This window comes from Limnovirga soli, assembly GCF_013106755.1.
In the GTDB taxonomy this organism is placed as follows: domain Bacteria; phylum Bacteroidota; class Bacteroidia; order Chitinophagales; family Chitinophagaceae; genus Limnovirga; species Limnovirga soli.
In genome coordinates, this window is the sequence record NZ_WHPF01000011.1 from 167,508 (window position 1) to 181,930 (window position 14,423).

Here is a 14,423-nt window from a genome sequence, read left to right on the forward strand (position 1 = left end):
GTGGCAATGCAAGAGCCAATTAGCACACTGTTTAAATATAACCTATATGCTTACCAGCATCAGCCCAAAACTACCCATGCGGGATAAGGGCATTACAAAAGATTTTTATATCAATCAACTGGGTTTTAAGGAATTTGGCATGGCCGATTTTCCCGGCTACCTGATGGTACAAAAGGACCAGATTGAAATTCACTTTTTTGAGTTTGCCGCACTTGACCCCAATGAAAATTATGGCCAGGTGTATATTCGTACCGATAATATAACCGAATGGTATCAACTGGCTTTAGAGCATAATGTAACTATACCTGCTGCGGGGCATTTACAAATAAAACCCTGGCGCCAGCAGGAATTTGCTTTATTAGACCCTGACAACAATTTGCTTACGTTTGGCCAGTCTATATAACTAGTAAAAGTTGCACTAATAAATTGATTGGCTATTATACTATGCCCAATTATTTTATTCAGCAGAGGGCTGCATAGTGTTATGCCGTACAAGTGTGCGACGCAAGTAAAGCCTGAAAGCATTTCTATTGCCTGGCTCAAAAAATATCTAATCGCAAATTACCTGTGCCAGCTGCTGTTGTTGGTTAAGCACTATAAATTCTGCCGCATAGCCTGGCGCAATACATCCGTGCCTTTGTTGCAAACCCATGGCTGTTGCGGGGTACAGGCTACACATACGCAGCGCTTCTTCTATACCAATATCGCAGTGCTGCACAAAATTGCTAAAACATTTATGCATGGTTAATGCCGAACCGCTAAGTATGCCGTTTGAGGTATATTTATCTGTTTCCAGCGTGTGTTGGTAAAAACCGGTAGTAGTGGTAGTTACTGCATCTGTAATAGCAAATAAGCGGGGGCCCATTTGTTTTTTGGCAATTTGTATGGCTGCAAAATCTACATGATGCCCATCGGGTACCACACTGCTTAATACGGTGGGATGATTAAAAATAGCGCCAACCATGCCCGGTGTGCGGTGTTGTAAACCACTCATGGCATTATACAAATGCGTAGCTGTACCAATGCCATTATTAAAAGCAGCTGTTGCCTGCTGATAGGTTGCATTGCTATGCCCGGCAGATACCACCACTTTGTAAGATTGTATAAATGTTACCAATTCTGGCGTGCAACTTTCGGGGGCCAGGGTAATTATTTTAATAATACCCTTGCCATAATCAAGCAAAACCTTGGCCTGCGCAATGGTGGGGCTAAATATCCATTCCTCTTTATGGGCACCTTTTTTTGCAGGGTTTATCCAGGGCCCTTCTACGTGCAAACCCATTACATGTTTACCGCCCTGCTGCCAATAGGTTTTTATGGCATCCACACAATCAAAAATGGTTTCGTAGGTATTGGTAGCAACTGTAGGCATACACTGTGTGGCGCCACCTGCCTTACAATAGTCTGCAATAGCGGCCACTGTAACCGCATCCGGATACACCGAAAGTAAACGCCCCGCTGCACCATATAATTGAATATCCATTAAAGCTGGTGCCAACATGGTATTGCCAAGATCAGTAACTTTTTCATCAGGCTTAATATCTGCAACCGGTATCAGTTCGGTAATGGTGCCATTATTGGTGCTAACAGCATAACCGGTAAGGGTATTGGTGCCTGTAAAAATTTGTGCGGCTTTATATATCATGGTCGTGGTTTAAAATGGTAAATGCATCTGCATCTTTTAAAAAGGGCAGTTTTTCTCTTATGGTGGCTAAAGTTGTTTTTTCCAGCGTTATGGTAAATACATCGGCTTCATCCTGTTTATGGTATAAAATTTCGCCCATGGCATCAACTACCATGCTATCGCCGCTATGGTAAATTTCATTACCATCATAACCCACCCGGTTTACGCCAACCACATAACACTGGTTTTCTATGGCACGGGCCTGCAGCAGGGTTTTCCAGGCAAGGTTGCGGCGTTGGGGCCAATTGGCTACATACAGTAATATATCGTATTCTGCAGGCGCTGCAGCGCCATCTGTGTCGCCTAATGGCAATTGCTGGCGTGCCCAAACCGGAAACCGCAAATCGTAGCAAACCTGCAAATGTATTTTCCAGCCTTTAACTGATGCTACCAGCCTTTTATTGCCGGCTGTATATTGGGCATCTTCGCCGGCAAAGCCAAACAAATGGCGTTTATCGTAATAGCCGTATTGCCCGTTGGGTAACATCCATATTAGTCGGTTATAATAGCAGCCTGCTTCTTCAATAATAAGGCTACCTGTAATTATAGCTCTTTTGGTAATAGCCATGCGCTGCATCCATTGTACGGTGGGGCCACTCATAGGTTCTGCCAGTGCGGCCGGCTGCATACTAAACCCGGTGCTAAACATTTCTGGTAGTACAATCAGTTCTGTTTTGGCGGTTATATTGTTAATGGTATTTTCCAGCATAGCCAGGTTAGCCGCTTTGTCTTCCCAATGCAGGGCCGTTTGTACCAAAGTAATAGTAAGTGGCAGCATAGTACGGTGCATAATTTTGGTGAAAGTAATAAGATATCTGTTAAATATCCCCGGCATCTATTGGCTGTATTTATTGGAGCCCTGCAATGGTATATCATGGCAACGCCGCTTGCGTCGCACACTTTTGCGTTCCTCTTTTATGGCAGCAAAAAAGCCAGTACGGTATTCATTTGTTATTTTTACAATTGTAGCAACGGCCATTGCATAAAAATTATAACCTTGCTGCAAATAAGCAGTATGAAAACATATACAGCCTCCCATTTATCCGAAGGAAATAAATTATTCCCCTGCCGTATTACAATCGACGATAAGGGCATCACCCTTAAAGTACCCGGTTTTCTCAGCGGTAAAGAATCAACCGTATTATACAATCATATATCCTCAGTAGATATTGAAAGCCCCATGATAGGCTATAGCACCATCTATATAGAAACCACCGGTGAAGGCAAGATTACCGCCCACGGTTTTACCAAAGCCGAAGTAAGGGAAATGAAAGAAGCCATCCTCTCCAAAATGTAACAGGCTAATAACAAAGTACTCGACTATAGCCAATAAAAAAATGCAGAGTTGTGTGGTATTAGCCCATAAATTGTATTTTACATTACTATGGCAACAACCGCTACCACCAGCTTTGCACTTAACGGGCTTAGTCACCAGCAATTTCTAATGCTGGCCATTGATGCTGCCCGCAGTATTGGCTGGTACCCGCAAATTATTAATGCAGATACTTTATTGCTGCACACCACCGGCAGCCGCCGCGCCGGCGAATTAATTACTATAGAAATGGCCAACCAGCAGGCCATAGCCACTAGCAAAAACAAACAAATACAATTATTTGGCAAAAACAAAAATGCCGGTAATATAAGCCGGCTGCAGCAAGCCATAGAATCGCTTCTTCCACAATTAACCCCCGAACATTTAACCAATCAGTTCGAAGCCATGGTGGCGGAACACCGGGCCATTCAAACCGACTTACAGGAAAGGGCTGCCAACAACCAGCTTACCGCTGTAGAAAAAATTTCTATGGGCGTGGGTGGCCACTTTATTACATATGCCATTATTGCTGCCAACCTGCTGGTATTTGTAATAATGGTTATTGCCGGCGTAAACCTTATGGAACCTTCTACTGAAGACCTGCTGCATTGGGGCGGCAACCTGCGTGCATATACTGTTGCAGGACAATGGTACCGCCTGTTAACCAGCACTTTTTTGCATGGCGGTATATTACATCTGCTGTTTAATATGTATGCCCTGTATTTTATTGGCATTTACCTGGAGCCATTAATTGGACGCTGGCGTTTTTTAGCACTATATTTATGTACCGGTATACTGGCAAGTGCTGCCAGCATTTGGTGGAGTGGCGATGCAGTAAGCGTGGGTGCTTCCGGTGCTATATTTGGCATGTATGGGGTATTTCTTGCCTTGCTTACCACCAACTATATTGATAAAGATACCCGCAAAGCATTATTACAAAGCATTGTAATTTTTGTGGTATTTAATCTGGCTTATGGCACCAAAGCCGGTATAGACAATGCCGCCCATATTGGCGGCTTGCTTAGTGGTTTATTGTTTGGCTATATCTGTTATTTCTTCTTTATCCGCCGTCGGGACCGCCCAGTTATTTCTATATTGGCAACGGTGGCTATAACAGCCCTGATATTAATGGCTTCTATGCCCGGCATACAAGACGATAGCCTGCAGTTTGAAAAAGACTTTAACCAGTTTATTGCACTCGAAGCCAAAGCCATGAAACCCCTGCAAAGTTTTTCTACCAGTAATTCTGCAGAAACTTTTACGAAGGATTTACAAAATATATCCCTGCCCGCCTGGCAGCAAAATAAAAAACTGCTGGCAAAAGCCAATAATTATCACCTTAATAATTATATGCAGCAGCGTAAAAATATGTTGCAGCAATATGTAAACCTGCGCCTGCAGCAAACCCAGTTATTTATACAATTTGCCGCCAAAGAAAACCTGGATAATAATGAACAGTTAACTACCATCAACCAGCAAATAAATAATATTATCGACTCTTTAAATAAATAGCAGCTTAAATATTTGGGTTGCAGCAATACATTTTTTGGGCCCGGCCAAAAATCAGGAAGCAGCTTTACTTGCGTCGCACACTTGTACGTTTTCCTTGGTGGCAGCTTTTATTGGAGCGGAATTTTAGAGTAAAACGATAAAATCACAACTACACCATGAGCTTGTTTTAGGGCAAAAGTTCAATGCTACTATTAGCGCCCCGCCAACAGAAGCGCAGTACATACACCAAAAACGGCAGGAAATATGAAGAATTGCAGCACAACTTAGCCTTGTCAAACCATGCTTTTACAAATGAACTTATTGGCTGCTGCCTTTCTTCTTGTCAATAAGAAATAATGTAATGAAATTGCTGCACCAATAAATCATTGCAATTATTGTCCCAGTTAAAAATTTAGAAAGCAAATATTGCATTCCCATTCTGCTATGCCAAACTATTAATCCAAAACCAATTCCAAATAGCATGGATGCAATAATTGTTAATTGCCAAAGTGTAAGATTAAATATTTTTTTGTCTTTGCAAATAAGTATTCCAGACCCTTATTCCAACCAAACGTTGAAATGCCACAGCAGCTATGTAGGCGACAGCATAAATAGGTAAAAATATCTCTATGTCGAAAAGAGGTTCAAATAAGATTGGAGCGTCATAATAATTTTCTGGATATAAATATTCCAAAGCAGTAGCCTGAATTTGTAAAGCAATAACTGCAAGCAAAATACCTACAAAGGTTGGAAATAGAATACTTATGGTTCTATGAGTCATTCGCATTGGTTAGAAGTGAGGTTGAATAGGGCAGTCAACGGTGAGCGATTTATAGTGGTTGGTAATTATATTTCATATGCTGATATCCGCTGCTGAATAACATATATTGTTGAAGTTAAATACAAAAGCTGATAAAAATTGCGTTAGCCAGCATAGCATAAAGCCCCATGTTAGCGGCCGTATTTCTCAACCAATTCCCAGGAGTCACTATTTTTGTCGTATCGAACAATTCCATCGGATTTACTCCAATACAATTTCGAAATGAAATTTGCTTTTTGGTTGTTTTTGAAATTTGAATCTTCGACAACGTCTGGTAATAAAATAATAACGTCATCGTATTTTTTCAAACGGGTTGTAATAGTAATTGTCGTTGCAGTGTCAAAATACTCAGGGGTATACGATTTGGTAGGGGAGAATCTCGCATTTTTTGCATAAAAGTTTATCCCTATATAGGAGTTGTTTTGTCTGCCGGCTGTTAGAAAAACAAGAGACGATCGAGCTTTTTTATAGCGACCATTAATTGTGTCGGAATCATTATATAGCGATATTAGTCTGATTTGTTCCGCCTCTCCAGGGCTAATTGGTCTTGAGTCAAGATATACTTGGCTTGTTTCAAACCCCATTAAGGCTACAGTATCAAAATTGTTACCAACGTCGGCAAACACCAATGTTTCATTTCCCTTATATGGAAGCCATTTCTTATCCTTGTCAGGTATGTGATAGACTCTATGACAAGAAAAGATTGCTGCTACCAAAACGAAGAAAGCTAAAATAATTTGAGGTCTCATAATAGGACAGTTAACGGACAGGGCTTGCTGCTGTGCTGGTATTCATTGAACGTCCAGCCCGGAACCGCTGCTGATTGAAAAACTGATGATGAAGTTAACAACAAAAAGCCAAATAGAATTACGTCGGCTGGTATTGCTGCTGATAGCGAACAAAAAGATGAGAATATATTCGTCAGCCAGCATAGAAGCAAACCCCCTGTTGTACGTTCGCCCTTTCCTCAGTCCATTAGTAGAGTGTTGCATTTTTACTGTGCCCACCTAAAGACTGTTTCCCAAGCCGAGCAAGAAGGCAAGCTCTTTGGCAGGTTGGCTTCTGTGCTTTTGGGTTTGTGCGCCTGCCAATGTGCTTGCCTTGTGGCGTTGGCTATTAGAGACTTTATATCTTATAGTCGAGTTATGAAAAGAATATAAAAAAAGTCAATTAACCTTAAAAACGATTACTATTTACTCTTTATGGGGTATTACAAGTTATTTGGCTTCTTAGCTTTGCTTCATCTCTACTTTTTGCAGTAACGGAAATAGGAAATTCTTCAAAAATAAAGTCTATTGAATTTTCTTCATATTCAAAAACAGATTGGGGTTGTATAGTAAATGCTTTATTTGTGTTTAAATTATTAGATTCAGTTTCCTTTAGGTATAATTTAGTGTTTAAAAGTATTGATTTATCGGTATGATTGACTATGTAACATTTGTTACCTAAACTCAATTTGGTCTGATTAATGCTTTTAGGAAGTAATAGTATTTTTTTTGAATACTCACTGCAACTTGTAATATAATATACATTCGGACAAAACCAACTACAATAAACCGCTAAACATATAGGAAGAAGAAGTATTACAATACCTAGCCATGTAAAGTTTTCACTGTCTTTAATTTTCTTTGGTATACTTAATAATAAAATTATAGGAAGTAGAATTGCAATAACCCAAATTTGCCAAGTGGAAAGTATCATTGTGATTTTTATTTTAATTTAAGCAGTTTATTATTTGTTTTGCTTCTGAGCCTGTGGGATTAATCTGTAATGCTTTATTCAATTTTTCAATTACAAATTGTTTGCAATCATTATCTGATTTACAGCCATTACAACCATTATAATTTTCATACATTTTTTTTGCCCAAGACAAAAAATTATTATACCCATCGATAGCAATTCCTGGAACTAGGGAATTTGCTTGCATGTATTTATTTAACGCCTTGTCTGATTCTTTTTTGAAAATACTATTTGCTTCACTAATTAGCAATTGAGCCTGTTGTTTCTTATTTTCAACTTCGGTTACTTTTTTCTCAATACTTTCAGATTCTACCATTTTATTCCACCAAAAAGAAACTCTTTCTTTAATCTGGTTTCTTTCTAATACAGCATTTGCAGGAACATATTTATATAACGAGTTGTACAAACTATGTAATTGGTATGGAGAACTGTATGACTCTTTGCTTGCTAATTCATTAAATTGCTTTATGAACTCTGCTCTCCATTTATCACTATTTTTGCTATTAGGCAAGTTTTCTAAAGTGATTTTAGTTGTTGTCGTATCAATTTGATTAACATTAAATGTTGAAAGTACAGTATCTTCTTTTTTAAGGATACTATCAACAATTACTATTGGTATTTTAGTTTTATTATCGGATTTAGGGGATAACAGTATAAATGCAACGATTGTTAAAATAGTGCCTCCGACTAATATGTAAATTAATGATTTGCTTTTTTTAGGATTTGATTTTATATCAGGGATATTCTTACTTTCTAACTTCTCTGTCTGTTTTGCTTGTTTTTTTATAATAATTGTTTCTTCTTCTCTTTCTACTTTCTCAGCATTAATAAATTTCTCTTCCTCTTCGATTTTGTAATTAAGTAATTTAATCTCATTTTGCAAATTCAATGCATCTTTGTTGGCTGGCTCTAACTTTAATATATCTGTAATATTATTTATAGCTAAAGCAAGTTTATTATTAGCAATATTATCTTTTGCATTGTTTAATAATTCGGCTATTTTTTTGTGTTGCTCCTCTTTCGCTATCTGTTCTTTACAATATTTTGTTTTTTCTAATGCTTCTATTTTATCAGGAAATACATGACTAGCTTTTATAAATTGCTGAAGTGCAAGATTATACTCTTTGCTCCCCAACCATTCTAATCCTTTGGTAAAAAATAACTGGTACTCTTTTGTTTTTGACTCTTTGTTTAATTCATTCTCAGTTGCTTTTCTGAGCTTTTCCAGTGTAATCGTAGATAAAAAATTGTTTTCAACAATTTCTATTTGTTGGATAGCCTGTAAGTAATTTTTTGTTGCAAGTAATTTATTGATTTGATTTAATTGTTGTAAATACTCAGACTCTTTTGCCAGTGCATTTTCAAATTCAATAGCCGATTTAAATCTGCTGTGAAACATCGGTGCCAATGCTTTTGTAATGATAGCATCTAAGTAATCACTCACTCCATTGTTGTTTACAAAAGTTGATGGTGGAATTAGTTTTTCTCTACCCGTACTTAACAAACTGCTTAGAGGGGGCTTTTGACCCGTAATTAGATGGTACAAAGTTGCACCTGTTGCATAAGTGTCGAAAGTCGCATCAAAATGTTTAAGGTTGTCAATATCAGCTTGTTCATTTGGTGCATAATGTTTTGTCATTCCGGCGACCAACTGACTGGTTTTCCCTATAATTTTTCCACTATCGTCATAACTCTGCGAAGCTCCAAAATCTATAACTATAGCATCATCTGTATCTTTCTTTATAAGCACATTGCTAGGCTTAATATCCAAATGAAGTTTGCTGCGGTCGTGTATATGTGTAAGGGCCGATAATACTTGTGTTATGTATTTAAGAGCTTTATTCTTATCTAATTTCCCTGCTTTATTTAATAGTTCTTCTAAATCGGTACTTTCCACATAGTCCATTACCATGTAAGCTGTGTCATTTTCTTTAAATATATCCCTTGTTCTTACAATATTAGTATGGTTAAGACTTCGTAATTTCTTGCCCTCTTCTAATTGGTTTTCAACTAATTTATTAAACTCTACTTTTTTATCTGTGTTAGAGATGTTTACTAAACCTGTTTTAGGGTCTCTTTGACAATAATCATTATAGTACAATTCTTTAATTACAACTTGCTCCGGCATTTTTGCAGCTACATAGTGAACATCACCAAAACCTGTATTTCTAAAATAACCTATTTCGTCAGCTAAGTAGGTTATCCCAAAGCCACCCTGGCCTATCACTTTTATTATGCGATAACAGTTATGATTTAATATTGTATTTGTTGGTAAATTCATTTAGGAGAAAATATTTAAAAAGCTAAACCAAGATTTTGATTTTAAATTTTCAGGTTTAATTTCAATTAATTTAATAAAGACGGCAGTGAAATTGTCATTTGATTTTGCATCACATTGTTCAAATACAGTATTGGCTAAGTCGGTCAAATTTTGAGTAGATATAAAGTTCGCTTCAATGAAAGCATTGTCTATACTTTCCAAAATACCATCAGTGCATAATAGAAAATAATCGTTTACTTGTAAATCTTTGGTCTCATAAAAGTCTGGTTCTGCATTTTCGCCATTACCCTGAATGGCTTTTGTAATTACATTTTTTTTGGGGTGAGATTTGGCCTCTTCTGGTTTGATAAAGCCACTGGCTACTAATTCATTAACTAGGCTGTGGTCTTGTGTTTGAAAAAGAATTTTACCTTCTCTAATATGATATACACGACTATCACCAATATGTGCAATAATACTTTTTTGTTCTGATAATTTTAAAAAGGATAGGGTGGTAGCCATACCCTCACTTTCGGGATTTTCATTAACATATTCAGTTAGAAAATCTTCTGACTGAATAATAGATTTTTTAATTTCTGAAATGCTAATCGTTTCTGAATCAAAATCTTTAAAATAGTTTTTTATTGAATCGCAGGTTTTATTGCTGGCTATTTCACCCTTATTGCTACCGCCTACACCATCGCAAACTATAAATATACCTGCTTCTTCAATTGTCAAAAAAGCATCTTCATTTTGTTCCCTTTTGCCTGTTGATGATATAGTTTTAAAACTTATTTGCATTGTTTTTTAATATTGACATTAAAATTTTGGACACTCTACTTCTTCTCCTTTTTTATTTATACAAAACCAACGTTTATTTACTTCAACATATGCTGTTTCGTATGGGTAGTAAAAAGTTTTTGCATAGTCAAATTTAAAGTCAATAAAAGTCCTGCCCTTTGTATCTATATATCCATATTTTCCATTTTTCTTTACAACAGCAAGGCCATTATAAAATTCTAATGCTTCTTCGTAGATATAATCAATAATCTGTTTTCCAGACATATCAATGTAGCCAAATTTATCATTTTGTTCTACCCAGGCTAATCCTTCAGTAAAATAGTTGGCGCAACTTTCGTAAACAAAAGGAATGATTGTTTTACCCTGCTTATTAATATATCCACCTTTATTATTTATCACAGCAGCGGCTAAACCATTTTTAAAATTTCTTGCTGTTTGATAAATTATTGGGATGGCTATTTTTCCGGACTTGTCAATGAATCCTGTTTTACTTCTGTCTTCAGTTTCAACTAAGGCTAGCCCTTCAGAAAACTCTGACACATTTCCATATTTTGGCTCAATGACAATTTCGCCTTGAGTATTTATAAAACCATATTTAGAATTAATCATCACTGCAGCCAAACCCTCACTAAAATCTCGACTTGCAAAATCAAATTTGAGAGGAGTAACTTCGTGCCCATAACTATTAAGGAAGCCAGATTTTCCATTTGCCTTAACCATTAATAAATTCTCTGAAAAATACCAACTAATTTCATCATACTTTAAAGGAATGGCAACTTTGCCGGCTCTGTCTATAAACCCATATTTGCCACCTTGCTTAACCTTACAAAGATTAGGAAATAGCATGTCAAACGATTCGTCTACTTCATCATATAAACACTGTACAATTTCATTTCCATTATAATCTACAAATCCATATTTCAGATTTGAATTTTTTACCCGAAATTCAGTCTTGTTAAAAAAAGGCCATACGCCGCCTTCGTAATCTAGCTCTTTTGTTTTTGCAAAGTTTTCTTTAACCAGATAAATTATCCCTTCATTCTTACTCCGTGCCCATCCAGCTTTACCATTTGATGACATACTAATGGCATCATAGTTTTGTATATTTTCTAATTTTTGACGAGCTAGTTCTGAATTGTCGTCATTTAAACATATAGTATAAGCTTTAATGTACTTTTGTGCCTCGCTTATTTTTTCCCATGATTTACTTAAGACACTATCGCTTTTAATGAGAAATTTATTGCAGACTCTGTTTTGTGCCTTTACTGTAAAGCAACAATTCATTAGAAATACTATAAATACTATGATTTTATTTATCATGATTATTTTTCGATTCAATTTTATTTAAACTTTCCACTCTTATATAAGTATCTATATTCAGTCGAACTGTTTTTAAATCTACGGGCTACCAAAACAACATTTTGCTTATATAATGAACTGTATGTTTCTACTTTTTCAAAATTCCAACCTTCAGTTTCGTTAATAATTATATCTCCATTTGAATTATATAAACCCGTTCCAATGGAGTTATAGCCATAATTATTTTTGGGGTTTGCTAATATTAGGTTATAAGATTGATTTTTTAGTTGATAGCTTACTATTTCAATACTTGCAAACTTTGGGGCAATAACTTGTTCCCCTTTCATATTTAGCAACCCTAAAGAGTCTCTTTTATTTTTCCCAATAATAGCATAAGTATCTGTATTGGTGTATAAAGTAGTGAGCATATCAATATTATTAATTAATGGGAATAATTGTTTACCCATTGTATCCAACAATGTGTACCCACCTTTGCTGCCATAAACTTGTGCTACATAATTTTTCCAATTACCATATTCAGGTCCTTTAGCATCTAATTTATCATAAATAAATCCAGTAACATCCTCGCCTTTTTCATTTATTAGCCCGAACCATCTTGTCTCATCTGTTTTGAAATTTAAATTATGATACCATCTATGTTCATTTACATCAATATTTGCTAAATATAAATTTCCATATTTAGTAAGGTTGATAAAATAAGTTGGTCGAACAATTTCACCAGTCTTGTTTATTAGGCCATAAAATCTATTATTATTCCCTCTCCATTCGTCAGTTAATATTATAAAAGTAGGATTTGTATTTAGTGAAATACTGTCAATTGGATAGCCAAGTAGCCTGTCATCACCTTTGTAATTTATTACTGTAAATTTTCCATTATCAGTTTTTACCCAACAATAATCATCTTTAAAAGTATAGTAAGAAATGTATGGTAATTCCTTTATGAAATTGAATTCTATATCAATTAATCCCACCCTGCCATTATCTTTTCTTTTAGCCCATCCACCCTTTTTGTTTTTTGCTAAACTTATTGCATCATAGTTTTGCAGGTTTTTTAGCCTTGCAATTGTTTGTGGAGAATTGTCATCTTGATTGCAAATTATATATCTGTCAAGATATTTTTTAGCTTCTTCAATTTTATTCCAGCTTATATTCAATACACTATCACTTTTTTTTAAGTAGGTATCACAATTGAAGGTTTGTGAAAAGACAATAGTTATATTAAAAGTAAAGATGAGAAGAAAAATAGATTTTGTCATATCAATACTGTTTTAGCATAGCCTTTTTTTATAACTATTTCTGTAGCAATATTTTTGGTCATAACATCATTTGACTTTCTTTTGAAAACAATTTTAGTTTGACCAGCTTGTATCACATCACCATCACCTAAAAAATACTCATCTGCATTTTTTAATTCTGTTTTTTTTTCTTTTAGAAAATTTGAGTTTATGTAAGTATTGTTGGAGCTGTTTTGGTCAGAAAGCCAGCAAGTAAGAAAACCGTCTTTTTCTACAGCTTCAATTGTAAAATGATTTCTACTCATTGTCATATCCCCGGTCTCAATCATTATATCACAGGGGCGACTATTACTTTTACGTCCAACAGTATATTTACCTGATTTAATCTCAAACGTTTGCACTGCGGCCTGTTCATCATGCACTATAAGCCATGCTATCGGCAAATATTTACTTTTCCCTACAAGTTCTGTTTTCTTTGTTTCTTTTCCCTTTTCTAATTCAGGCTTAAAAGATATTTTACATTGAGGGCAAGTAATTTTCGGGATACTATGTTTAAATACCACATCTGGTACTGGTAATTTTGCTTTGCAATTTATACATGATACTATCATAGCTCAGTTTCGTTATTTACATCATTAATATTTGTATTGTCAAAATCATTGGTAATTCCATCATCAACATAGCCCGTTTCTTCAGTTGTTCCCATTTGTTGTTGAAACTGAATCATATCTTCTTGTGATATAGTTGCCTCTTGCCCATCGGCTGTTTGCATGTGTACACTTCCATCAGCATTGGGTGTCATTGTCATATCATACACTCCATCACCATCCTGGTCAACTTTCATAACCTGTTGGCCATTTACCAAAAAGGCAGCAATATGGACTTTGTTGCCTGTCCCATCGTCAACCCACTGTTCTTCAATTAGCTGTTCAGTAGAATTATCAGTAAAAATTTCTTCCTCTTTATCTTCTGTTTTGTTTGTTGGTATTGTACTTGTGCCGCCATCAATATTTACAATATCAACATCGGTTGCACTAACGTCATGTTCTTCCACGGTAGTATTCCCAACAGAAGCTACAAATTCTTGCTTTTGTTCGTTTGACATTTCATTCATCTCTTCTTTGGTATATGTGTTATACGTTTTACCATTCCATTCAAAAATACCACCTGGTCCAACTTCTTCTCTTGCAACTGCAAAAGCATCTTTAAAGCTCATATCGTCTGTAACATGTGTAGATGAAGGAGCTTCATCATGTATGATTATCACTGGAGCTTCAATATTATCAGCAACGTTCATGTCATCTTTTTGAAGTTCATTATCCGAGGAATACTTTTCCATTACATTGTTGTATAGGGCTTTTTTTTCATCAGGACTTAGTTGCTCCATTTCTTCTTCATATATAGTTTCAAACACTTTGCCGTGCCATGTAAAATATCCAGTTGGGCCGCCTGCTTCATGCCTTGCTGTATTAAATGCTTCGCTAAAACTCATGTCGTCTGTAACAGATTTTATTTCCAGTGGCTCTGCTTCTATATCAGGCTTTTCATACGTTTTACCTTCATGTGGTTCGGGGTCTTTTGGCGACATTCCCATAAATAATGATGATGCTCCTACACCACCAGCTACACCAAGTATTCCAAAGCCGCCCTTAGCTGCAATTTTTTGTAACGTTTCTTTACTAAGAGATAAAGGCTTTTTATTGCTTCCGATAATTACTGTTTTTTCGTTTGACATGATTTGTTGTTTTATGATTAAAAAA

The 14,423-nt window shown here is 36.0% G+C and carries 14 protein-coding genes; 3 read left to right on the forward strand and 11 right to left on the reverse strand.

From position 1 onward, the window contains the following. The first annotated feature begins 46 nt into the window (after window positions 1-46). Window positions 47-403 (forward strand): bleomycin resistance protein, encoded by a 357-nt coding sequence (locus GD597_RS15895; protein ID WP_171608872.1) that lies wholly within the window; start codon window positions 47-49, stop codon window positions 401-403. Window positions 404-550: 147 nt separating this feature from the next. Here GD597_RS15895 and nagA read toward each other — a convergent pair whose 3' ends face one another. Together nagA and GD597_RS15905 are read right to left on the reverse strand one after the other, a co-directional pair. Continuing rightward, window positions 551-1,645, reverse strand: a complete 1,095-nt coding sequence (gene nagA / locus GD597_RS15900) for an N-acetylglucosamine-6-phosphate deacetylase (RefSeq protein ID WP_171608873.1) — start codon at window positions 1,643-1,645, stop codon at window positions 551-553. Then, entirely contained in the window at window positions 1,635-2,474 is an 840-nt protein-coding gene (locus GD597_RS15905; RefSeq protein WP_235954326.1) for an amidohydrolase, read from the reverse strand. The genes nagA and GD597_RS15905 overlap by 11 nt, the downstream gene beginning before the upstream one ends. A gap of 225 nt (window positions 2,475-2,699) precedes the next feature. Here GD597_RS15905 and GD597_RS15910 point away from each other — a divergent pair, with 225 nt between their 5' ends. Together GD597_RS15910 and GD597_RS15915 are read left to right on the forward strand one after the other, a co-directional pair. Continuing rightward, on the forward strand, window positions 2,700-2,981 hold the full coding sequence (locus GD597_RS15910) for a PH domain-containing protein (protein ID WP_171608874.1): 282 nt from the start codon (window positions 2,700-2,702) through the stop codon (window positions 2,979-2,981). 87 nt (window positions 2,982-3,068) lie between these two features. Next, complete coding sequence (locus GD597_RS15915) at window positions 3,069-4,508, forward strand: rhomboid family intramembrane serine protease (RefSeq protein ID WP_171608875.1); 1,440 nt, start codon at window positions 3,069-3,071, stop codon at window positions 4,506-4,508. A 496-nt stretch (window positions 4,509-5,004) separates the two neighbouring features. Here the strand turns inward: GD597_RS15915 and GD597_RS15920 are convergent, their stop codons facing one another. The 9 genes from GD597_RS15920 to GD597_RS15960 form a co-directional block, all read right to left on the reverse strand. After that, complete coding sequence (locus GD597_RS15920; protein ID WP_171608876.1) at window positions 5,005-5,268, reverse strand: hypothetical protein; 264 nt, start codon at window positions 5,266-5,268, stop codon at window positions 5,005-5,007. Between the two features lie 170 nt (window positions 5,269-5,438). Beyond that, window positions 5,439-6,056: a hypothetical protein gene (locus GD597_RS15925; protein ID WP_171608877.1), complete on the reverse strand. Its 618-nt coding sequence runs from the start codon at window positions 6,054-6,056 to the stop codon at window positions 5,439-5,441. A 451-nt stretch (window positions 6,057-6,507) separates the two neighbouring features. Next, window positions 6,508-7,008 (reverse strand): hypothetical protein, encoded by a 501-nt coding sequence (locus GD597_RS15930; protein WP_171608878.1) that lies wholly within the window; start codon window positions 7,006-7,008, stop codon window positions 6,508-6,510. Window positions 7,009-7,021: 13 nt separating this feature from the next. Then, on the reverse strand, window positions 7,022-9,328 hold the full coding sequence (locus GD597_RS15935; protein WP_171608879.1) for a protein kinase domain-containing protein: 2,307 nt from the start codon (window positions 9,326-9,328) through the stop codon (window positions 7,022-7,024). Beyond that, window positions 9,329-10,108: a PP2C family protein-serine/threonine phosphatase gene (locus GD597_RS15940; RefSeq protein WP_171608880.1), complete on the reverse strand. Its 780-nt coding sequence runs from the start codon at window positions 10,106-10,108 to the stop codon at window positions 9,329-9,331. It lies immediately after the preceding gene. An 18-nt stretch (window positions 10,109-10,126) separates the two neighbouring features. Further along, window positions 10,127-11,428, reverse strand: a complete 1,302-nt coding sequence (locus tag GD597_RS15945) for a WG repeat-containing protein (protein ID WP_171608881.1) — start codon at window positions 11,426-11,428, stop codon at window positions 10,127-10,129. A 20-nt stretch (window positions 11,429-11,448) separates the two neighbouring features. Beyond that, the gene (locus GD597_RS15950; RefSeq protein ID WP_171608882.1) at window positions 11,449-12,684 is read right to left on the reverse strand and encodes a hypothetical protein; all 1,236 of its coding nucleotides are present in this window, start codon (window positions 12,682-12,684) and stop codon (window positions 11,449-11,451) included. Continuing rightward, on the reverse strand, window positions 12,681-13,274 hold the full coding sequence (locus tag GD597_RS15955; RefSeq protein WP_171608883.1) for an FHA domain-containing protein: 594 nt from the start codon (window positions 13,272-13,274) through the stop codon (window positions 12,681-12,683). The genes GD597_RS15950 and GD597_RS15955 overlap by 4 nt, the downstream gene beginning before the upstream one ends. Beyond that, window positions 13,271-14,398: a hypothetical protein gene (locus tag GD597_RS15960; protein ID WP_171608884.1), complete on the reverse strand. Its 1,128-nt coding sequence runs from the start codon at window positions 14,396-14,398 to the stop codon at window positions 13,271-13,273. Before GD597_RS15960 ends, GD597_RS15955 begins: the two co-directional genes overlap by 4 nt. Window positions 14,399-14,423 lie beyond the last annotated feature (25 nt).

What these genes read in the sequence shown, in the direction of transcription:
- GD597_RS15945 (WP_171608881.1), bottom strand. Translation starts at nt 11,428, where the DNA reads ATGATAAATAAAATCATAGTATTTATAGTATTTCTAATGAATTGTTGC.
- GD597_RS15895 (WP_171608872.1), top strand. Translation starts at nt 47, where the DNA reads ATGCTTACCAGCATCAGCCCAAAACTACCCATGCGGGATAAGGGCATT.
- GD597_RS15950 (WP_171608882.1), bottom strand. Translation starts at nt 12,684, where the DNA reads ATGACAAAATCTATTTTTCTTCTCATCTTTACTTTTAATATAACTATT.
- GD597_RS15930 (WP_171608878.1), bottom strand. Translation starts at nt 7,008, where the DNA reads ATGATACTTTCCACTTGGCAAATTTGGGTTATTGCAATTCTACTTCCT.
- GD597_RS15915 (WP_171608875.1), top strand. Translation starts at nt 3,069, where the DNA reads ATGGCAACAACCGCTACCACCAGCTTTGCACTTAACGGGCTTAGTCAC.
- GD597_RS15935 (WP_171608879.1), bottom strand. Translation starts at nt 9,328, where the DNA reads ATGAATTTACCAACAAATACAATATTAAATCATAACTGTTATCGCATA.
- GD597_RS15905 (WP_235954326.1), bottom strand. Translation starts at nt 2,474, where the DNA reads ATGCACCGTACTATGCTGCCACTTACTATTACTTTGGTACAAACGGCC.
- GD597_RS15955 (WP_171608883.1), bottom strand. Translation starts at nt 13,274, where the DNA reads ATGATAGTATCATGTATAAATTGCAAAGCAAAATTACCAGTACCAGAT.
- GD597_RS15940 (WP_171608880.1), bottom strand. Translation starts at nt 10,108, where the DNA reads ATGCAAATAAGTTTTAAAACTATATCATCAACAGGCAAAAGGGAACAA.
- GD597_RS15960 (WP_171608884.1), bottom strand. Translation starts at nt 14,398, where the DNA reads ATGTCAAACGAAAAAACAGTAATTATCGGAAGCAATAAAAAGCCTTTA.
- GD597_RS15925 (WP_171608877.1), bottom strand. Translation starts at nt 6,056, where the DNA reads ATGAGACCTCAAATTATTTTAGCTTTCTTCGTTTTGGTAGCAGCAATC.
- GD597_RS15920 (WP_171608876.1), bottom strand. Translation starts at nt 5,268, where the DNA reads ATGACTCATAGAACCATAAGTATTCTATTTCCAACCTTTGTAGGTATT.
- nagA (WP_171608873.1), bottom strand. Translation starts at nt 1,645, where the DNA reads ATGATATATAAAGCCGCACAAATTTTTACAGGCACCAATACCCTTACC.
- GD597_RS15910 (WP_171608874.1), top strand. Translation starts at nt 2,700, where the DNA reads ATGAAAACATATACAGCCTCCCATTTATCCGAAGGAAATAAATTATTC.